The sequence below is a fragment of the Alphaproteobacteria bacterium US3C007 genome, from assembly GCA_034423775.1.
Classification (GTDB): Bacteria; Pseudomonadota; Alphaproteobacteria; order Rhodobacterales; family Rhodobacteraceae; genus Thalassovivens; species Thalassovivens spotae.
The window spans coordinates 3,482,577-3,502,315 of record CP139918.1; the positions used below are offsets into that span (position 1 = coordinate 3,482,577).

The following is a 19,739-nucleotide window of genomic DNA, read 5'->3' on the forward strand; positions in this document are numbered from 1 at the left end:
TGCGCAACTTGACCAATCTGCTAGAACGTGCTGAATGCGAACAGCAATAACGGATCACTGCAGATGCTAAGGTCACTTTACAATTGGACGATGGGTTTAGCAAAACATCCAAAAGCCGTTTTGGTTTTGGCGTTTATCTCTTTTATTGAAAGCTCGGTTTTTCCAATCCCTCCCGATGTGATTTTGATCCCGATGATTATTGCGGCGCCCAAGCGGGCATTCTTTCTAGCCGCGGTCACGATGGTTAGCTCTGTGGCAGGAGGTTTGTTTGGGTATATGCTTGGGGCATTTGCTTTTGAACAAATCGCCCAGCCAATCTTGTTGTCTATGGGCAAGGCAGACGCAATCGCCGCCTATGCCGAGCGTTTCAATGATGCGGGGTTTTGGGCCGTTTTGGGCGCTGGCGTCACACCTTTTCCGTTCAAAGTTATAACAATCATGTCAGGCGCCAGCGCAATGCCCTTGGGGCTGTTTATTAGCACGGCCATTCTGGCCCGGACTCTTCGTTTTTTTACCGTTGCGCTGCTGTTGCGCGTATATGGAGAGCCCATACGCGATTTCATTGAACGGTATTTGGGCTGGACATTTCTGGCGTTTCTAGGCCTTTTGGTTCTGGGATTTTGGGGAACAAAATGGATGTAACGGCAAGCCGCTTGGCGTTTTTGGCCGGCGCCGGATCATTGGTCATTTTACTGGCCGCCTTTGGGTTTCAACATATTGGCGAGCTTGCCCCCTGCAAGTTGTGCCTCTGGCAAAGATATCCGCATGGTGTGGCAATCTTTTTAGCGGTGATATTTTCGCGCGCAAAACACCGCTTACTGCTTTGGCTTGGCGGCTTTGCATCGCTGAGCACAGCAGCAATTGCCGCCTATCATAGCGGTGTTGAACAAAAATGGTGGCCAGGACCAGATACCTGCACGTCGGGCTCTATTGACGGGCTCAGCACAGAGCAGCTTTTGGCGCAAATTATGGCCGCGCCAATCATCCGCTGCGACGAAATTGCCTGGAGCTTTTTAGGCTTATCGATGGCCAGCTGGAACCTAATTGCATCGCTGCTTTTAGCCGCTCTTTGGTTCTATGCATGGCGCATTTGGCCCAGGACAGACATTTCAGCTTCGTTGCGATCATAAGTAGCTGCTACGTTGCAGTTTATACTTAGCCATTTTCTCATTCAACGTGCGCCGCGGCAGGCTTAGCTCTTCCATAACTTTTGAAACCGAGCCTCTATGCCGCCGCATCGTGTTGTCGATCAGCATTTTTTCAAACGCCTCAACATATTCTTTCAACGGCTTTCCCTCAGTGGTCACCACGCTCGAAGCATCCTCATTTTCATCTAGCAAAAGCGCCGAAATATTCCCCTCGCCAGAGCGCCATTGCAAAACGGCCTGCTCTGCAACATTGATCAATTGACGGACATTTCCTGGCCAAGGCGCTTGTAAAATCTGCGCCGCTTCCTGAGGCTTCAAACCGCGAATTTTGCTGCCATATTCATCGGCGAAATCACAACAAAATTGGTTAAACATCAACAAGATATCATCCCCGCGCTGTCGCAGGGGCGGCAAGGTCATTTGCAGCGCATCAAATCTGTAAAATAGGTCTTTTCGCAAACAATCCTGAAGGCTCTGCCCCACGGTTTGCAGATTGCTAATCGCGATAATCTTAACATCAGCTGGATCACCTTGTTTGTTAAGAAAGTTCAACAATTGGGATTGGGCCGCTGCGCCCAAAACGTGAAAATCTTCCAAAATCAAGCTGCCACCCCGCGCCAATTCGACCGCTGGCAAGAAATCATCCTCGGGCAAGATCGGCCCAAAAAGGCGCCGCGCAAGGCTGGCCTCATCAAAAGCGCTGCAGGACATCAAAATACACGCTTTCCCAGCCCTGTTGCCGACCGCGTGCAACGCATGCGCGACAAGCGTTTTACCCGTTCCGGTTTCGCCCGAAATCAAAACAGGCCCATCCGACAGACCAAAATCTAAAATATCTTCACGCAGCTTGTTCATCGGCTTTGATTTACCGATGAGTTTCTTTGATAATTGCGTGGTATCCGAAAGCTCGCGGCGCAATTGACGATTGTCGAGTGTCACACGACGGCTTGCACTGGCTTTTTTCGCCAATGCGCTTAATCTTTGGGGGTCAAACGGTTTTTCTAAAAAATCAAACGCTCCCAACCGCATGGCCTCAACTGCCATCGGAACATCGCCATGCCCGGTGATCATAATCACCGGCAGGCTGCTATCTTGGGCCAACAGTTTTTTTAAAAACTGCATGCCGTCAATCTCTGGCATTTTCAAGTCTGTGATTACGATTCCGGGGTAATTGGCATCAATCTGCTTTAATGCATCGCGCGCGCTCGCATAGATCTGCGCGTCATATCCCGCCAAAGCAAGCCATTGCCCGATCGATTCGCGCATATCAACTTCGTCATCCACAATCGCGATTTTCATTGCCTGTCCCATAATATCACTCTGCCGCTTCAGCGCCGGAAATATCAACCGTATTTTTAGTGAAGGCGGGCAAAGTGATTTCAAACACAGCCCCGCCCGCAGCGGCGTTTCGCGCGGTCAGCCTACCATCCAACTCGGCCAGTATCCCAGATGAGATCGCCAAGCCCAATCCAACCCCATCACCGGCAGGCTTTGTTGTGTGAAACGGCTCAAATAACGTGTCAAGATCGCTTAGGCCGATCCCATTATCCCGTACGCTCAGAACAATATCGTCGCTGCTGTTAATAGACACTACGATTTCAGGATTTTCTGACGCTTTCACCGCGTCGATCGCGTTGCGCAAAAGATTGATCAACACCTGTTCGATGCGCAATCGATCCGCCATCACAACCGCGCTTTCTTTTGGCAATATCTTGGCAAGCGCCACTTTAGAATGGCTCAGCTGAGGCTCCATGATGGCCAAGGCAGAGCCCAAAGCCTCAACCATATCCACCGGCTGCAGCTTTTCACCGCCTTTGCGCGCATAACTTTTAAGTTGTTTTGTGATTGCCCCCATGCGTTCGATCAAACCGTCAATACGGCCAAGCGCCGCCAAGGCTTCCTCCGGCCGCTTGCGCTTCAATAAAAGCGAGGCTCCGGCCAGATATGTTTTCATAGCGGCAAGCGGTTGATTTAGCTCATGGCTCACAGCAGCCGACATTTCCCCCAAAGCCGCAAGCTTTGAATGCTGGGCCAAGGATTGTTCGGCCACCGCCAGCGTTTCCTGAATTTTTTTGCGTTCCAACACTTCCCAATGCAATTGCTGGTTTAACAGCTTTAGCTCATCAGATTCTTTTTGAAACGATATTAAGCGGCCGGCCATACGCCGATTGATTAGATAAAATAAGGTCGCAAAAAATAACGCAAAACTCATCGTTTCTAGTGCCAGCCAGCCATTCACTTTTTCGCGCACTCCAGAATAGGCAGTAAAGGAGATGACGCGCCAATCTTGAAAAGGGATCTTACTCTCCATGCGCAGAACCGCCGCGCCTTGCAGATAGGTATCTGCCGCCACGCTGGTCCAATCACTGGTGACGCGCATCGCCCGCTCAATCGCGTTTTTTGGTGGCTCGCGCATCAAAGCGGCGGCGATATTGATCCCGCGCCAACGCGGCTCGGTCGCGAGCAAAATCTGCCCTTGCGCATCAGCAACCAATACGGTGTCGGAAATACCCCGCCAAGCTTGTTCAAATTTTTGTAAGTCCACTTCTACCGCGATAACACCAATCGGCTGATCATAAGACAGTATTCGCCGCGCATAAAAAAACCGCGTCTGGCCCGATGGCGCTTGCACAAGGGTAAACCCAGTTTGAGGAGAACTCATCGCGGCGGTAAAATAGCTTTGCGCCTGATGCGACAAGCCGATGACCTCGCCATGCGTAGAGGCCACAACCCGGCCTTGCAAATCGGCCAAGATCAGCGAGACGGCGCCAATTTCCTCGACAAAACCAGAAAACCGCGCCGTGATATCGGAAAAATCAGAGGCGCGTAACGCCCAGATCACCTCGGGATCCTGCGCCAGAATTTGCGGCACAATCGAAGCGCGCTGCAATTCGCTAATAACGTTGCTGCCATAAAGCGCCAAGCGAAGTTCAGCCTGGTTGCGCATCGACAACGTAAAGCGGTCTGTCAACACCCGGTTGGTCAGCCATAACGTTGCCGCCGCAAAAGCCAATAAGGCCAACACCACAAGCCGAACTTGCCAGCTTGGTCGGCGCGCACGGGTTGTGGCGGTTCTTGAAGATATTAAAGAATCAGTTAGAAATTGCGCCATCCTGCCTGCAATTTAAACTAAATTCTTCGCTCTGTCAGGCGCTTGCAAGCTGATTAAGACATCCTTGAAACATAGCCTGCCCATCGATGCCACCATGCGCCGGCTCAACCGCGCGCTCTGGATGCGGCATCAACCCCAGAATCCGTTTGTTTTCAGATAGAACGCCGGCAATATCATCCACCGAACCATTGGGGTTACTTTGATAGGTGAAGGCGATCCGATCCTGATCCTGCAGCCGCTTTACGCCCTCTGCATCAAGCCTGTAATTGCCATCATGATGCGCAATCGGCAAAGAAATCACCTGATCTTGCTGATAACCTGAGGTGAAGCTGCTGGCCGTTGATTGGACCTTAAGATCCACGTCTTTACACAGAAACTTCAAGTTCGAGTTGCGGATAAGCGCGCCCGGCAACAGGCCGGTTTCTGCAAGCACTTGAAACCCATTACACACGCCCAAAACAAAGCCACCGCGCTGCGCATGCGCGATCACTGATTGGCAAATAGGTGATTTTGCCGCGATCGCACCACAGCGAAGATAATCGCCAAAAGAAAAGCCGCCCGGGATCGCAACCAGGTCAATCCGCTCTGGCAATCTGGCCTCTTTATGCCAGACCATCGCGACCTCAAAGCCTGCGGCCCGCAATGCAACGGCCATATCACGATCGCAATTGGAACCAGGAAAAACGACAACCGCCGCTTTCATAGTAGAATCTCGACGGTGTAGCTTTCGATCACCGTATTGGCCAAAAGCTTCTCACACATTTCGGTCACAGCGCTTTTTGCAGCAGCTTCCTCCATATCAGCAAGCTCAAGATCGATCACTTTGCCCTGCCGCACTTGCTCTACCCCGTTAAACCCCAATGCCCCTAAAGCGTGCTGAACCGCATCGCCCTGTGGATCAAGAACGCCGGATTTTAACATCACAAGTACTCTGGCTTTCATCGTTTTTTCTTTCTTTCATCACCCTTAAAAAGGCGCCTAGTTGATTAAGGTTGGTTTGGTAATATTGGTTGCGTTTTTCGGCAGAACACCGAGCCTGCGCGCAACCTCTGTATACGCATCGGTTAGGCTGCCCAAATCGCGGCGAAACACGTCTTTATCAAGTTTTTGACCGGTTTCAAAATCCCATAAACGGCAACTGTCCGGGCTAATTTCATCCGCAATCACCAACCGTTGAAAATCGCCATCATAGACGCGGCCAATCTCGATTTTAAAATCTGCCAAACGGATCCCGGCCCCCAGCATAATCCCCGAAATAAAGTCATTCACCCGCAGCGCCAACGATAAAATATCATCCATATCCTGTTGCGTGGCCCACCCAAAAGCTGCGATATGCTCTTCTGTGACCAGAGGGTCGCCCAGCGCATCATCTTTATAGCAATATTCAACAATCGGGCGCGGCAAGCGCGAGCCTTCTTCCAGCCCCAAACGCTTGCAAATACTGCCCGCAGCAAAATTGCGGACAATCACCTCGAGCGGGATTATTTCGCAATTGCGCACCAATTGCTCGCGCATGTTCAAACGCTTGATAAAATGGGTTGGCACCCCAATCTCGTTCAGCCCAGCCATGAAAAACTCTGACAAGCGGTTGTTCAGAACACCTTTGCCGTCGATCACATCTTTCTTTTCTGCATTATAAGCCGTCGCATCATCCTTAAAATACTGAACTAAAGTGCCCGGTTCGGGGCCTTCATAAAGAATTTTCGCTTTACCTTCATAGATCTTCACACGGCGCGCCATCGGCTCTCTTTCATAAGGAATCTGTCTTCAGGGTTGAACTTCCCTTAAATCATGCAGCCAAGAGCCGCAAGCGTCGCGCAGTCTGCATCAGCTTTTGATATGGTTATTTACTCAAGATAGGCCGATTTTTTCATGTTTATCATGAAAATTATGGCCTTGTAGGCAAAGCGCCCGGATGACATCGGTCTTTGATACACCTGTCAAGCATTGGCCCTAAAAATGAACACTCCCCTTGAAAAAATGTTATCCGAACGGCCCTGGATTTTGGCGGATGGCGCAACCGGTACAAATCTCTTCAATATGGGGCTTCTGTCCGGAGATGCCCCAGAATTATGGAATGAACAACATCCTGAGCGTATCAGAGAACTCTATCAAATGGCCGTTGACGCCGGCAGCGATCTGTTTCTGACCAACAGCTTCGGAGGCAACGCATCCCGTCTTAAATTACACGACCAAGCTCATCGCGCGTTTCACCTTTCAAAAATTTCAGCAGAGATTGGACGCGATGTTGCAGACAAAACAGAGCGAGACATTATTGTTGCAGGGTCTGTTGGCCCAACGGGTGATATCATGCAACCCGTGGGACCACTTAGCCATTCTGATGCCGTAGAAATTTTCCACGAACAAGCCGAGGGATTGAAAGAAGGGGGTGCCGATGTATTGTGGCTGGAAACGATCTCAGCGCCGGAAGAATATCGTGCCGCGGCTGAGGCCTTTGCACGCGCTGACATGGCGTGGTGCGGCACAATGAGCTTTGACACTGCGGGGCGCACGATGATGGGCGTCACCTCATCGGCTTTCGTTGAGCTTGCCAGTGGCTTGCCCAACCCTCCGCTTGGATTTGGGGCAAATTGCGGCACGGGCGCGGCGGATCTTTTGCGTACGCTGCAAGGCTTGGCAGCGCATACGCCCGCACAAGCATTGATCGCCAAAGGCAATGCCGGAATTCCAAAATATGTCGACGGTCATATTCACTATGACGGAACCCCAGAACTTATGGCCGATTATGCTGTGATGGCGCGTGACAGCGGGGCGACAATAATCGGCGGGTGCTGCGGCACCATGTCAGACCATCTCTCGGCGATGCGCAAAGCGCTTGAAACGCGGCCCAGCGCAGACAAGCCAAGCCATCAAGACATCACAAAGGCTTTGGGGGCGTTTTCTTCTGAGACGGATGGCACAGAACCCGGCGGCGCTCCACCGACACGGGTGCGGCGCGGGCGGCGTAAATAAACACCCCGCACCGCCACCCCAGAAGCCTTTAAAATTGGCAGAAAAGCTGCCGCTATAAACGGTTATTAACGCCGCATTTTGAAAACCATGGTTTGGTATTGGCGCAGGTCACCTGCGTGGCACCCCCATGAAAGCGCAATAAAAATCAGTTTTGACGCACCAACCTGAAGCCCTTTTAAAAGCCAGCTGTTCTTGCCGAACCGCTAGGTATTTTCAAGCCAACAGACATGCGCAGACGCATAGGAAAGGCGTGGTTCATAAAAAATATGCAAAATTTGGGCATCGCTATTTGAATTATCCTTCGCTAAGTCGGCTTTACGACGCTTGGTGTCGTAAACCGGAAAGTCTAAAACGCAGGTTTTCGCAAAAGGTGACAAAAAAGAGCAGCCGACTGCTTGGATCATGTAACGAAGGATGTTGCGAATGACCGATCAAGAAGATGAAATTATCCTCTCAGAATTGGATGATGAAGAACTCGTTCAACAGATGTTTGACGACCTGTATGATGGGTTGAAAGAGGAAATTGAAGAGGCTGTGCATATCCTGCTTGAGCGCAAGTGGGAGCCATATCGCGTTCTGACAGAAGCCTTGGTGGGCGGGATGACAATCGTTGGGCAAGATTTCCGCGATGGCATCTTATTTGTGCCCGAAGTGCTCTTGGCGGCAAACGCGATGAAGGGCGGTATGAGCATCTTAAAACCTTTACTGGCGGAAACCGGTGCCCCGCGCGTTGGCAAAATGGTCATTGGCACCGTCAAAGGCGATATCCATGACATTGGAAAAAACCTTGTATCGATGATGATGGAAGGGGCCGGATTTGAAGTTGTAGATCTTGGGATCAACAATCCTGTTGAAAACTACTTAGAGGCGCTCGACACCGAACAGCCAGATATTCTGGGTATGTCAGCATTGTTAACCACCACAATGCCCTACATGAAAGTGGTGATCGACACTTTAATCGAACAGGGCCGGCGCGACGATTACGTTGTGCTAGTGGGCGGTGCCCCCTTAAACGAAGAGTTTGGCCGCGCGATTGGCGCAGATGCCTATTGTAGAGATGCCGCGGTTGCCGTGGAAACTGCGAAAGAGTTCATGGCCCGCAAGCATAACCGATTGGCCGGTTAACCTTATACCTTAACGTGCCGCGAAACGCGGCACGCGTGTTTGACGAAGCGGAACCAAAAGCGAGCTCGGCGTGGAAAAAGCTATGGAAACGCCCAATGACCAAGACTTGGCCTTGCATGGAATGAACGCCAAGCAAGGCGGAAAAATCCTGCTTTTGGCCTGCGGGGCGTTGGCCCGCGAAATCTTGGATATTCTGACAATCAACAACTGGCTGCATATTGATCTGCAATGCCTGCCCGCAATCTTTCACAACCATCCTGAAAAGATAACGCCTGCCATAGAAGCCGCGATTGGCAAGTATAAGCAAGGCTATGAAAAAATCTTTGTGGTCTATGCAGATTGCGGCACCGGGGGCGCTTTGCAGCGCTTATGCGCCGCGCAGGGCGTTGAGATGCTGGAAGGCCCACATTGCTATTCGTTTTTCGAGGGCAATCGTCAGTTTGCCCAGCGCGATGAATTTACAGCATTTTATTTGACTGATTTTTTGGTGCGCCAATTCGATGCCTTCATCTGGAAGCCGCTCGGACTTGAGCAGCACCCCGAATTGTTAACGACTTATTTTGGAAATTATACAACTTTGGTCTACCAAGCACAGACCGATGATGCCCAATTAACCCAGCTTGCTCACGCCCATGCCCAACGCATGGGCCTGGCCTTTGAGCGCCGCTTTACCGGCTATGGTGACTTGCAAATTGGTTTACAAGCTCAAGCTTGACGCGCCTGCCCGGCCACCAAACGAATGCGGTCTATCATTGCTCTTACCCCGTTTGAGCGCTGCGAAGACAAATGCTCATCCAAGCCCAGCCGCGCCAATTGACCCGCAGCGTCGATGGCCATCACCTCTTCTAAACTGAGATGATTGTACAAACGCCGCAGGACCGCAATAAGCCCGCGTACAATCACAGCATCACTATCGCCCTCAAAAGAAAAAAGGTTGCCTTCGATTTTTGGATGAAGCCAAACTTGGCTGGCGCATCCATCAACTTTTGTGGCCGGTACTTTTAAAGCATCATTCAGGGGGGGCATGGCTTTTCCCTGTTCGATCACATATCGGTAGCGATCTTCCCAATCTTCTAAAAACTCGAAATCCTCAACAATTTCCTCAAAGGACGGGTTCGCCATAAAAAGTCCAATTCTCTATTTTCACACCACAAGCACGCGCTGAGGAGGTACAAAATCAACCAGCCAAGAACAACGCGGCACGACGCCTCAGGACAGCACCGGAATGGTCTTCACCATACTGCCATCCGCCACCAATGCAATTTTGCCCTGACAGAGCTTCAGCGCCTCATCGCCAAACACATCTAACCGCCACCCTTTAAGAGAGGCGACATCGCGCCGCCCCATCGCCAGCGCATCCAGTTCAGAGGTGGCCGCGATCAGTTTGGCTGCCACACCGATATTTTCGGCTTTCGCCTTTAACAAAACCCTCAGCAAATCCGCCAGCGCGGGATTGGTTTGTGCCTGCGTATCCTGCGCGGGCGCAGCCGGCAGGTCTTCTTTTGGCAAGGCCAAAGCCGCATTGATTGCCTTCAATATGCCCGAAGCAATATCGCCTTTACGCGCCTCTCTCAGCAATAAGCGCGCGCGGCCCAACTCTTCCATAGATGTTGGCTTGGTCGAGGCCAATTCGATCAGGGCATCATCTTTAAACACCCTGCTGCGGGGCACATTGCGCGTTTGCGCGTATTCTTCACGGAAATCGGCAAGGGCTTGCACCACGGCAATCACTCGCGGTGAGCTGGTGCGGGTTTTCACCCGCCGCCAAGCCTCTGAGGGGCGCACACGATACGTTTCTGGATTGGTCAGAATTTGTAATTCTTCTTCGACCCATGGGCCACGTCCGGTTTTTTCGATTTTTGCGCGCAAAAACTCGTAAACCTGCCTCAAATGGGTGACATCGGCCAGCGCATAACTTTTTTGGGCTTCGGTTAAGGGGCGGCGTGACCAATCTGTAAAACGAGAGCTCTTATCAATCGAATTTTTGGTGATTTTGCGAACCAAGGTTTCATATCCAACCTGTTCGCCAAACCCACAGACCATCGCAGCTACTTGCGTGTCAAAAAGCGGTTTTGGCAATACGCCCGCATCAACGCAAAAAATTTCTAGATCCTGGCGTGCCGCATGAAACACTTTAACAACCGTTTCATCTTCAAACAAAGCATACAGCGCATCAAGCTTTAGCCCATGCGCCAAAGGGTCCACCAAGACGGCGTGATCATCCCCTTTGCCAGGCACCGCCAATTGGATCAAGCAGAGCTTGGAATAATAGGTGCGCTCTCGCAAAAATTCGGTATCTATTGTGACGTAGTCAAAGGCTTTAGCCGCTTCGCAAAACGCTATCAATTCATCGGTTTTGGTAATTGTTTTCATCTGTTAATAATCTTATTTTCTGCTCTGCCCCGCGCAACCTAGACCAGTCTGGGCAGAATAGAAAGGCTGCTTAACCAGTGATAAAAACGGGCCTTAAATCATCGCGCGCAAACCGAGCCAACACCGCAGGGTAAAGCTTATGCTCAAGCCTTAGAACGCGCTGCGATAGGCTTTCCGGCGTATCAGCCGGTTGTATTGATAATTTTGCCTGCCCTAAAATAGGGCCATCATCTAAATCAGCAGTCACTTGATGCACACTGCATCCCGCCTCAGCATCTCCGGCCTTAATGGCACGCGCATGCGTATGAAGCCCCTTATATTTGGGGAGCAAAGACGGATGGATGTTCAAGATTTTTCCAGCCCATGCAGCCACGAAATCGGCAGATAAGATGCGCATGAAGCCAGCCAAACAAATAATATCTGGTTGATATGGTGCCAAAAGATCACTGATTTTCGCTTCAAACGCGGCGCGATCTTGCCCGAAGGGTTTATGATCAACCGCGCCAGTCGCTACACCGCGCTGCGCCGCGCGCGCTAAACCTGCGGCATTTGGATCGTTTGAGACCACCAAAACGGGGGACGCGGCCTGGGTCCCCTGCATGCTGTCGAGCAGTTGCAGCATGTTTGAGCCGCCGCCCGATATAAAAATTGCAACTTTCTTTTTGCTCACAAAAGCGTGCCTTGATACTGCACACCGGGGTGATCAGTCACCCGGCCAAGTTCAATAACGCCTTCTCCCATTTCGCTTAGCAGAGCGATGATTTGAGCTTGCGCCTCTGGCGCCACCACCAAAACCATTCCAATACCGCAGTTGAAAGTTTTTAACATTTCCGCTTGCGACAGGCCACCTTGCTGTGCCAGCCACTGGAACAACTCTGGCAAGGCCAAGTTCTCGAGATTGATCAAAACCCCTTGCTGCGGGTTCAACACGCGGGGAATATTTTCTGAAAGACCACCGCCGGTGATATGCGCCAAACCATGCAAGCCCCCCTGCGCCATAGCCGCAAGCACCTGCTTTACGTAAAGCCGCGTTGGTTTCAGCAAAGCTTCCCCTAAAGTTCCCGATCCAAAAGGACTTGGCGCATCCCAAGCCAAGCCAGACAGCTCGACCAATTTGCGCACCAAAGAATACCCGTTCGAATGAACGCCGCTGGACATCAATCCAAGCAGCACATCCCCTTCGGCGACATTGGCCGGCAAAGAGCTGCCGCGTTCTAACGCGCCGACAGAAAACCCAGCCAGATCAAAATCATTCTCTTGATACATCCCCGGCATTTCGGCAGTTTCACCGCCGATTAATGCACAGCCTGATTGTGCGCAGCCATCTGCAATTCCAGACACCACCCGCGCCGCCTCGGTAACATCAAGTTTTCCAGTTGCAAAGTAATCCAAGAAGAATAAAGGCTCAGCGCCTTGGCAGACCAAGTCGTTCACGCACATCGCAACCAAATCAACACCAATCGTTTCAAGCTGCCCTGTCTCTATCGCAATGCGAAGCTTGGTGCCCACGCCATCCGTGGCTGCCACCAAAACCGGATCTTTATACCCCGCAGCTTTGAGATCAAACAATCCGCCAAAGCCGCCGAGGCCCGACATCACACCGGGGCGCATCGTGCGCTTTGCCAAAGGCTTGATTTTATCTACCAAGGCATTTCCTGCGTCGATATCCACGCCAGCATCTGCATAAGTGATTTCCTTAGCGGCTTTGCTCATTTTCGCGCTCTCCTAAATTTACCGGCGGGTTAACCGATAAATATCGCAACCGCAATCTCAAACCCTTGACCTTCATTCTCCATATGATAGCACGGCGGTCAGGTGGGGCCTGTAGCTCAACTGGTTAGAGCAGAGCGCTCATAACGCTTTGGTTGGGGGTTCGAGTCCCTCCGGGCCTACCAAATCATAAATTTTGCGTTTATTTATATATACTTAAACGCAAAATTTCCCATGAAAAACCGACTCGGAACACCGATCAGTCGGGATCGTTAAGAGCGCGCACCCCCTGAAAAGCCAATAATCGCATCTCGACTCTCTTAAATTATATCTCAGCGATATGCGGTTGCGTGTGAGACGTCACCGACCTTCATTAGTGTTGCGACCTTCCTGCTTGTGCCCTGCGTTTCGCCATGGCCTTACTTAGGATGCGTGTCCTGCGCTTTGACTATAGGCTATGATTTTTCCCTTACGCCCCCGATAACCTGCGAAATGCACCGTTACGCCCGAACGGCGGACTGGCGTTTTTAATCGGCAAAGCCCGTGAACAAAAAGAGGGGTAACCGCAAATTCCAATCGCATGACATGCATATCATACGCGAAGAAGTCATCTGCGAAACGCCCTACCCTGATAATCACTCGCTGAAAAGGATGTCACATCATCGGATGAATTGGTTCACAAAATCTTCCCCCAGCCCCACGGCCGCGAAATGTTTTTTACACAAATCAATCTTGGAAAACACATCCTCATAGCCCTGAACTTTTCCCCAAGGGTCCACATATAACATCATGCCGTTCACTTGAAAAAAGGTGATCATTTCATCCACACCTTCGGGCACCACCAATGTATGCGTCTCTCCAGGAGGTTCGAACACATATGAACCTGTTTCGGCCACCCAATCATGTTCTAAATAATGCCAGTGGCCTTTCAAAACAAATCCATGAACACCCTGTGGATGCCGGTGACGAGACAATACCCCCGCCTTGCGTACCTTCAGTAATGTTGTCCAATATCCTTGAGAGCGGTTTAAACACAGAGGCCGAAACCAAACATTTTCTGCCTGAGGCACCCATAAACGATCATCCTTAGGCATTGCATCTGGGATAACTATCTCATCAAGAGCTTCTTTCGGAAACGGTAGCTGATAAGGTGTCAAGGGGTCTACATCGTTCTCAATAGGCATATAAGTCACTCTCTTTTCAGGTCTTTTTCAGAATCTCTCCAAACCTTAACGCTTATTCAAACGATATCAAAGCGGATAACCTCTCACTATATTCATTTCAAAATCACTCAATAATATTGAACAATAGGCGCGCTGCCTTGCCCGTACGATCCTACTTATAATGCGCGCGGCGGCTAGCAAACCGCGCCACACGTTTGCGCCAGGCTTGATAGCTTCCACGTTTTAAATTTTGTCGCATCAGCGTTTTCACTTGGCTCTCTTTCAAACCGTATTGCCTCTCTATATCGGCAAAGGACACGTGATCCGACAGAGCCATCTGAATGATATCGCTGATTTCGTGCTGTTCCAACTCTGACATGGCCGTAAACTAGCACGGCCTGTTCGAATTCAACCCAAACCTTCCAACGTTTGGGTTTGCGATAGGCTCTTGCTGTCTTTGGGCAGGCCAGACACAGTTGGCCTAACAAAAAATTATCACGTCACTGTCTTTAAGAGGAAGGAAGAAAATCATGTCCTACAGTACATCTGCACTCATCATGCTGGCCGCTGGAATTGGCGTTCCAGTGCTGGCGGCATTAAACGCGCATCTCGGAAAGTTTTTAGGATCACCCTTATTGGCGGTAACCACTCTGCTTTTTGTTGCCTTCTTCACAAGCTTGGCGGCGCTCTTGTGCAGTTCAGAGCTGGCCATCGCTTCGATCATGACAGCGCCAAAGCATCTTTTTCTGGCAGGTTTATTAATGGTTTTCTATATTCTTTCCATCACCACAATCGCACCCAAGTTTGGAATTGGAAACGCGGTGTTTTTCGTTTTAATCGGGCAATTGGCAAGCGCAGCTGTGATTGACCATTTTGCATTTTTTGCCGCCAACCCAACACCGCTTTCCACGATCCGAGCCTTGGGCATTGGAATAATGGGAGTGGGCGTTTGGATCACGCAACAAGCCTAAAACAATGCAACAGAAAGGTAGTATCAACCTCACAATCCAAATTTAATATTTTTTTGGTGACAAGTACGATCTGTCTGTGAAAAGTTACAAATATCAAAAGAAAACTTAAAGGATGGTAGAATGCAAACTCTTTTCTCAAAGAATTTTAATGATGCAGATGAAGTTAAAAACCCACCGAAAGCCAAAGTAGAGGTGGTGAAGCTTGGCAATGTAAACGCCTCAAAATTAGTTTTACAGCCAGGTTGGGTCTGGTCAGAATGTATCAAACCCACCGTTGGTGGCGATAGCTGCCAAGCTGGGCATATCGGTATTGTTATTTCTGGACGGCTCGGTTGCTCGCATGATGATGGCTCAAAAATAGAAGTGGGGCCCGGTGATGCCTATTACTTCGCGCCGGGCCATGATGGTTGGGTTATCGGAGATGAGCCCTGCGTGATGTATGAGATTGTTGAAGGCGGAAAAGATTTCGGCCCTTGGAAACACGCGCATTAAATCAAATCGGTATTTTATGCAGGTGCACAGCTTGCATAAAACCCGTTGGCTCGAAGGTCTAAATGGTGCATCGAAAAAACCTTCCAAAGACGGCAAGCGTCGCACAAGATGAGGGCAAAGGGCGGTTGAACGCGCCATCGGCTGAACGAAATATGCCGGCCATTTTATCGCTGGTGAAACGCTTTGCGCCACACCGCGGGTGGGCTTTAGAAATCGCAAGCGGAACTGGCCAACACATCGTGTCACTTGCCGCAGCGGTTCCAGAGCTCATTTGGCAGCCGTCAGATGTGGATCCATCTCGTTTAAAAAGTATCAAGATTTGGATCAATGAGAAAAAGCGAGATAACGTGGAACCACCGATCCTGCTAGATGCGACCGAGACGGGATGGTCAAAGGTAAATAACCAATATGATCTGATTTTCGTGTCAAACCTGCTGCATTTGGTGAGCCGCGAAGAAGCAGAAATCTTGATCACAGAAATTTCCAGGGCGCTTGCCCCAGATGGGATGGCCATTCTGTATGGTCCCTTCAAGCGCCAGGGTGAATTGAGCAGCCAAGGCGATATCGACTTTCATCAAAGCATTATCGAAGCCGATCCAGCACTGGGATATAAAAATGACGCGGATATCCTTGGTCTATTCGCTCAGAGAGGTCTTATGCACAAGCAAACTGAAAATATGCCTGCCAATAATTTGTCGTTTGTTTTCCAGAAAAATTAGCGCCTGTGGATATGTGTTAAAAAACTGTCATTTGAAAAAATTGAAACAAAGCCCATCCTCTCTATGATATAGAAAATAACACGACGGATAAAACGCTGAGGGGGCATCATGTGAAAGGAAAAAAATTTGTCGCTTTATAACAAACTGACAGAAGCCTGGGAAAACCATGACGTAGAGGCTTACTGGGCCTGCTTTCACCCCGATTGGGAAATGACGTGGCATTCCACTGGCAAAGTCACAAATCTAAACAGCATGAGCGCCGAACAAATGAAAGCGATCATGGAAAATGCTGATATCAAAAACCGCCGCTGCATTTATGAAAATGACGATATATTGGTGCAACATTTACGCGCAGATTACCCGAATGGAACCAAAGACGCCACGATGCATGTTTCCTAAAAAAAGACGGGCTCTTATATAGATCTGAAACGGGCGTTACATCCGTTCAAGGCTAACAGGCGCCCCCAAACCAAATCCACGTTTCACAATTTTAAATCACGCCCAAAAGGCTTAACCGCATCGTTTTTTGGGGGGAACGGGGCTGTATTTTTGATCAACAAATGACCTATTGTTAAAAATTAAGCGCAATGTTCGTATAAAAAGCCAACCCGCGTTGATGCCGAGGGCAGGCGCAGCCTCACTTATGAAAAATCATCGACTTAAATGTTTTTGGGCTCGATTAAGGTAGTATTTAAATCCAAATAACATGTGACGTCGTATCACCTATAAAAAAGGAGACGAGCCATGACTGCATACTCGGATTTTAAAAAATACGAAGCCGTTCTCGCGCATTGTCAAAGTTCCGCCAATTCGGAGCTTTATAGAAACGCCGAAGATTATGGCAAAGCGGCCGGTTTTTTTGATAGCCGAAACCATCTTACACAAACTGGTTCGGACTTGGCGCATATTTTATTGGTTGATGAGGTCAGACATAATAGAATTGCGGCGTAAATAAATGAATATCTCACTTGCTTATTTGCGCGGCACATCCAAGCCAAGACCTGATCGAAATAAGAACGGTGCGGCCTTACGAACTAAAAGGCAAACATTTTTATAAGTCATATATCTACTGAAAAAATCGGTCAAAAAAACCAGCGTAATTGTTTATAAATCGTTTTACCGCTTGAGCCAATTTGGCCTCTAAATAACAAACATGATGCGCATTTTTAATGCTGTGAGCAGCTTAAGCTTATTAAAGCGTTAGACCGTATCGCGATGCACCTTAAAATCTGCCCGCCCCTGTCCCGTCAGAGTGATATCAAATCACGTTACCCTTATAAAAAAGGCCGCATGGCTTGGTAAATCACAGCGGTCGCCACATTGGAAAGGTTAAGCGATTTAACAACCGGGTTGCGCATAGGCACATGAAAAATTCGATCCTCTCTGCCCAACATCACCTCGGGTGGAAGACCCGCAGATTCACATCCAAATACCAAATACCCGTCCTCTTTATAAACTGGTGCGTAAAAGCTTTGCTGCCCATGTTCTTCAAACAAATAAAGATCGTCTTGCGCGGGCTGCCGATCTTCAAGAAAGCTTTGCCAATCCTCATATTCGCACAGGCGAACATGTTTCCAATAGCGCGTACCCGCGCGTATCACCGTTTTCTCCGAAAGCGAAAAACCATAGGGTTTAATAAGGATAAGCTCTAAATTCAAAGCAACGCAAGTGCGCCCGATTGCGCCAGTATTATGCGGAATTTCTGGAGCAACCAAAACTATTTTCATTTTTTCATTCACAAGGTTTAATTTAAATTTGGTGCCTGAAAAATAGACTGAGGGCAATGTCTATTATGCTACGGGCCAAATTCTCAGTTACAATTTTATTCATATGCGGCGCACTTGGTCTATCTATTCAAAAATCAATCTCGGCAAACACACCAAAATTAGCTTAAAATTAGGCTGTAAAGTATTGATATTATATGGAATATTCTATCACTATTTTTTTGATGGGGCGATCAAACATTTGCAGCCAAGCACCCTTATCGTACTTGCAATTCAGAGCTTTGCTTTCGCCCGCGCACCAAAGCAAAGCAAGATTTTGCTCCAGAGTTCGACACTCTTAAAACCAACCAAGGATGTGAAGGATAGGTTTTAACCGTCCAAGATTGTCCGGGCGTCAAAGTTTTATATTTTTTGCGTTGACCATCATAATCAAGCCAATAGATCTCAAACCGGTCCGTGTTTCGAGGCCCGTTGGCAACAAATTTAATTTGCGTTTCACGTTTGCTATTTTTTGATCGCAAACCTGCTTCTTCCGAGCAGGCAAATAATCGGGGTACTAACGGTCGGTTATCTTTTTCGCACTGCTTATAAACGCCCTCAACAGCGGTTTCAAAAGCGCATAGGATACCGCCCCACTGATATCCAACCTGGCCTCCTTTGAAGGTTAATTCAAACCAAGGGTACTCACTTGACGCCACATCGAAACGTTTCAGCAAGACCACTGGATCTCCGTTTTGCAAGCTGCCAATTTGATCGTAATTCTTGCCAGGCCCCGCGCGTACTTTGCCGCCCCAAGATCCGGCTTCAAGACCACTCGCATGCGCTAAGCTGAACGGAGCTAAAATAAAACAAACGACAAACCAAACGACATTTAAACATTGTTTGCTGGACATGTTATTCTCCAATCTTATTTCGCGCGAGATGTTCGATACAACATAGCTACATCAGCCGTCTGGATCAAATTTTATATCGTATAAAAATATAAATTATTTTAGATAACAGATCGTCAGTAGCACGGGCATACGCCGTAAAAGTGTCATAATTTGGATATAAAAAAACCCTACAATAAGGGGCAGTTCTACAACCCGCTTATAAAATAAAAGCGACGCTATACCGACCTTTACTTGCCGCTTGATGAAATGATTAGATTATTGACATTTACCCAAAAAATTTAGTTTCCGAATTTAATGCCGATTGAAATATATTTACCGGCTGTTTGTGATAAGCTGCTGCGCACACCGTGATACGGGTGAGAAGGTACCCAAAATCGTTTTTCACAAGTCCAGATATAAAATCAACTATCACCAATAAAAACAGAACCCAAAATTAACCAGAAGAACCCCGCAATATGCATTTAAATTACGCAAAAGCCCAAAACAACGGCTGATCAAAGCATTCTAAATAGCCTAAACACTATTTCAAAAGGTCGTATTTTTCCACGCAGCCTTTCAGCTCCCCTCCCCAGGATTGCAGATCTTGCGGAGGCGTTGTGGCCTGATTTTCAAGTTCCTTCACGATGGGCCGCATCTTATCTAAAATATATTCTTGATCTTCCTTACTGGCGTTTTGTTGCGCTTTTCCAATCAATAAATAAAGGGATTGGTCGACAATCTGCTTAAATTTAGCCGCCATCTTTTGCTGATTTTCAACGCTAAATAGCTCTTCGTCAACTTTCAGAAACAATTGCAGCCGAGCTTCGCGCTGGATCACCCCATTATTGCTTTTATTCAAATGCACGAAGGCAAGCAGACAAGGTTTCAATCCTTCTAAAACCTGATCCACTTCTTCTTGTTCCGCTTGACCTGCAAGAGCAATCGAAGGGAATAAGAAGAAAATTAAAAACAACCAACGCATAGCGACTCCTATCTTAGGGTTAGAATACCGCTAGGTCTGCGCTTTGAAAACACCCCGACAGGCCAAAACACATAAATAACGGTTCCAATTAAAGCAGAGCCACCCAAAATCCGTTAGATAAATCAAACTTCTTATACTTTTTTCAATAAAAGCTCAGCCCCACAAAATTTAAGATTTGGCAAACGCAATAAAAACCTCGAATGTTTAATTCAGCTGCACCACAGGGCAAATCCATTTCAATCAACAGCGCAAGATGTGACACCAAACCCCAGTTTGACTTTTCGTTCCTCGCGTTTTCCGCAGGTTTTCACGTTTCAACATTTCAAAATAAAAAACATACTTATTGTGCATGGTTAAATTTTATATACCCCTTGC

24 protein-coding genes and 1 tRNA gene are annotated in these 19,739 nt (G+C 48.7%); 11 read left to right on the plus strand and 14 right to left on the minus strand.

Annotation, left to right across the window (positions count from 1 at the left end; translation table 11 throughout):
* Nucleotides 1-63 precede the first annotated feature (63 nt).
* Complete coding sequence (locus tag UM181_16655) at nucleotides 64-642, plus strand: YqaA family protein (GenBank protein ID WQC62911.1); 579 nt, start codon at nucleotides 64-66, stop codon at nucleotides 640-642.
* Nucleotides 633-1,130 (plus strand): disulfide bond formation protein B, encoded by a 498-nt coding sequence (locus UM181_16660; protein WQC62912.1) that lies wholly within the window; start codon nucleotides 633-635, stop codon nucleotides 1,128-1,130. Before UM181_16655 ends, UM181_16660 begins: the two co-directional genes overlap by 10 nt.
* On the opposite strand, the gene UM181_16665 is transcribed toward UM181_16660, so the two are convergent.
* From UM181_16665 to purC, 5 genes are read right to left on the minus strand one after another with little or no spacing between them, the layout of a single operon-like run.
* Nucleotides 1,125-2,459, minus strand: a complete 1,335-nt coding sequence (locus tag UM181_16665) for a sigma-54 dependent transcriptional regulator (protein ID WQC62913.1) — start codon at nucleotides 2,457-2,459, stop codon at nucleotides 1,125-1,127. The genes UM181_16660 and UM181_16665 overlap by 6 nt on opposite strands.
* A gap of 4 nt (nucleotides 2,460-2,463) precedes the next feature.
* On the minus strand, nucleotides 2,464-4,260 hold the full coding sequence (locus tag UM181_16670) for an ATP-binding protein (GenBank protein ID WQC62914.1): 1,797 nt from the start codon (nucleotides 4,258-4,260) through the stop codon (nucleotides 2,464-2,466).
* 34 nt (nucleotides 4,261-4,294) lie between these two features.
* The gene (gene purQ, locus UM181_16675) at nucleotides 4,295-4,963 is read right to left on the minus strand and encodes a phosphoribosylformylglycinamidine synthase subunit PurQ (GenBank protein WQC62915.1); all 669 of its coding nucleotides are present in this window, start codon (nucleotides 4,961-4,963) and stop codon (nucleotides 4,295-4,297) included.
* Complete coding sequence (gene purS / locus UM181_16680) at nucleotides 4,960-5,202, minus strand: phosphoribosylformylglycinamidine synthase subunit PurS (GenBank protein ID WQC62916.1); 243 nt, start codon at nucleotides 5,200-5,202, stop codon at nucleotides 4,960-4,962. Before purS ends, purQ begins: the two co-directional genes overlap by 4 nt.
* Nucleotides 5,203-5,238: 36 nt before the next feature.
* Nucleotides 5,239-6,000, minus strand: coding sequence for a phosphoribosylaminoimidazolesuccinocarboxamide synthase (purC, locus tag UM181_16685; protein WQC62917.1), 762 nt, complete (start codon nucleotides 5,998-6,000; stop codon nucleotides 5,239-5,241).
* Nucleotides 6,001-6,219: 219 nt separating this feature from the next.
* Here purC and bmt point away from each other — a divergent pair, with 219 nt between their 5' ends.
* The 3 genes from bmt (at nucleotide 6,220) to UM181_16700 (ending at nucleotide 9,073) form a co-directional block, all read left to right on the plus strand.
* Nucleotides 6,220-7,233 carry a betaine--homocysteine S-methyltransferase gene (gene bmt, locus UM181_16690; GenBank protein ID WQC62918.1) on the plus strand — a complete coding sequence of 338 codons (1,014 nt, stop codon included), beginning with the start codon at nucleotides 6,220-6,222 and terminating at the stop codon, nucleotides 7,231-7,233.
* Between the two features lie 423 nt (nucleotides 7,234-7,656).
* A complete protein-coding gene (locus UM181_16695; protein ID WQC62919.1) occupies nucleotides 7,657-8,358 on the plus strand; it encodes a B12-binding domain-containing protein in 702 nt (233 codons plus the stop codon).
* A gap of 82 nt (nucleotides 8,359-8,440) precedes the next feature.
* Complete coding sequence (locus tag UM181_16700) at nucleotides 8,441-9,073, plus strand: DUF1638 domain-containing protein (protein ID WQC62920.1); 633 nt, start codon at nucleotides 8,441-8,443, stop codon at nucleotides 9,071-9,073.
* Here the strand turns inward: UM181_16700 and UM181_16705 are convergent.
* The 4 genes from UM181_16705 to purM all read right to left on the minus strand — a co-directional run bounded on the left by UM181_16705 (nucleotide 9,064) and on the right by purM (nucleotide 12,444).
* The gene (locus tag UM181_16705; GenBank protein ID WQC62921.1) at nucleotides 9,064-9,480 is read right to left on the minus strand and encodes a SufE family protein; all 417 of its coding nucleotides are present in this window, start codon (nucleotides 9,478-9,480) and stop codon (nucleotides 9,064-9,066) included. The genes UM181_16700 and UM181_16705 overlap by 10 nt on opposite strands.
* A gap of 87 nt (nucleotides 9,481-9,567) precedes the next feature.
* Nucleotides 9,568-10,731 carry a ribonuclease D gene (rnd, locus tag UM181_16710; protein WQC62922.1) on the minus strand — a complete coding sequence of 388 codons (1,164 nt, stop codon included), beginning with the start codon at nucleotides 10,729-10,731 and terminating at the stop codon, nucleotides 9,568-9,570.
* 70 nt (nucleotides 10,732-10,801) lie between these two features.
* On the minus strand, nucleotides 10,802-11,401 hold the full coding sequence (gene purN / locus UM181_16715) for a phosphoribosylglycinamide formyltransferase (protein ID WQC62923.1): 600 nt from the start codon (nucleotides 11,399-11,401) through the stop codon (nucleotides 10,802-10,804).
* A complete protein-coding gene (purM, locus tag UM181_16720) occupies nucleotides 11,398-12,444 on the minus strand; it encodes a phosphoribosylformylglycinamidine cyclo-ligase (protein ID WQC62924.1) in 1,047 nt (348 codons plus the stop codon). The genes purN and purM overlap by 4 nt, the downstream gene beginning before the upstream one ends.
* A gap of 105 nt (nucleotides 12,445-12,549) precedes the next feature.
* Between purM and UM181_16725 the strand changes: the two genes are divergently transcribed.
* Nucleotides 12,550-12,626 (plus strand) — tRNA-Ile (locus UM181_16725).
* A gap of 474 nt (nucleotides 12,627-13,100) precedes the next feature.
* Here the strand turns inward: UM181_16725 and UM181_16730 are convergent.
* Together UM181_16730 and UM181_16735 are read right to left on the minus strand one after the other, a co-directional pair.
* Complete coding sequence (locus UM181_16730) at nucleotides 13,101-13,625, minus strand: 2,4'-dihydroxyacetophenone dioxygenase family protein (protein ID WQC64790.1); 525 nt, start codon at nucleotides 13,623-13,625, stop codon at nucleotides 13,101-13,103.
* A gap of 151 nt (nucleotides 13,626-13,776) precedes the next feature.
* Complete coding sequence (locus tag UM181_16735; protein ID WQC62925.1) at nucleotides 13,777-13,983, minus strand: TIGR03643 family protein; 207 nt, start codon at nucleotides 13,981-13,983, stop codon at nucleotides 13,777-13,779.
* A 151-nt stretch (nucleotides 13,984-14,134) separates the two neighbouring features.
* Between UM181_16735 and UM181_16740 the strand changes: the two genes are divergently transcribed.
* The 5 genes from UM181_16740 to UM181_16760 all read left to right on the plus strand — a co-directional run bounded on the left by UM181_16740 (nucleotide 14,135) and on the right by UM181_16760 (nucleotide 16,737).
* A complete protein-coding gene (locus tag UM181_16740) occupies nucleotides 14,135-14,575 on the plus strand; it encodes a DMT family transporter (GenBank protein WQC62926.1) in 441 nt (146 codons plus the stop codon).
* Between the two features lie 120 nt (nucleotides 14,576-14,695).
* The gene (locus UM181_16745) at nucleotides 14,696-15,067 is read left to right on the plus strand and encodes a cupin domain-containing protein (GenBank protein ID WQC62927.1); all 372 of its coding nucleotides are present in this window, start codon (nucleotides 14,696-14,698) and stop codon (nucleotides 15,065-15,067) included.
* Between the two features lie 62 nt (nucleotides 15,068-15,129).
* Nucleotides 15,130-15,786: a DUF938 domain-containing protein gene (locus UM181_16750; GenBank protein ID WQC62928.1), complete on the plus strand. Its 657-nt coding sequence runs from the start codon at nucleotides 15,130-15,132 to the stop codon at nucleotides 15,784-15,786.
* Nucleotides 15,787-15,912: 126 nt separating this feature from the next.
* Entirely contained in the window at nucleotides 15,913-16,185 is a 273-nt protein-coding gene (locus tag UM181_16755) for a nuclear transport factor 2 family protein (GenBank protein ID WQC62929.1), read from the plus strand.
* 345 nt (nucleotides 16,186-16,530) lie between these two features.
* Nucleotides 16,531-16,737: a hypothetical protein gene (locus tag UM181_16760; GenBank protein WQC62930.1), complete on the plus strand. Its 207-nt coding sequence runs from the start codon at nucleotides 16,531-16,533 to the stop codon at nucleotides 16,735-16,737.
* A 323-nt stretch (nucleotides 16,738-17,060) separates the two neighbouring features.
* Here the strand turns inward: UM181_16760 and UM181_16765 are convergent, their stop codons facing one another.
* The 3 genes from UM181_16765 to UM181_16775 form a co-directional block, all read right to left on the minus strand.
* Nucleotides 17,061-17,513: a tRNA (cytidine(34)-2'-O)-methyltransferase gene (locus UM181_16765; GenBank protein WQC62931.1), complete on the minus strand. Its 453-nt coding sequence runs from the start codon at nucleotides 17,511-17,513 to the stop codon at nucleotides 17,061-17,063.
* Nucleotides 17,514-17,767: 254 nt separating this feature from the next.
* Nucleotides 17,768-18,403, minus strand: coding sequence for an SH3 domain-containing protein (locus UM181_16770; protein ID WQC62932.1), 636 nt, complete (start codon nucleotides 18,401-18,403; stop codon nucleotides 17,768-17,770).
* Nucleotides 18,404-18,923: 520 nt separating this feature from the next.
* On the minus strand, nucleotides 18,924-19,364 hold the full coding sequence (locus tag UM181_16775; GenBank protein ID WQC62933.1) for a hypothetical protein: 441 nt from the start codon (nucleotides 19,362-19,364) through the stop codon (nucleotides 18,924-18,926).
* Between the last annotated feature and the right edge of the window lie 375 nt (nucleotides 19,365-19,739).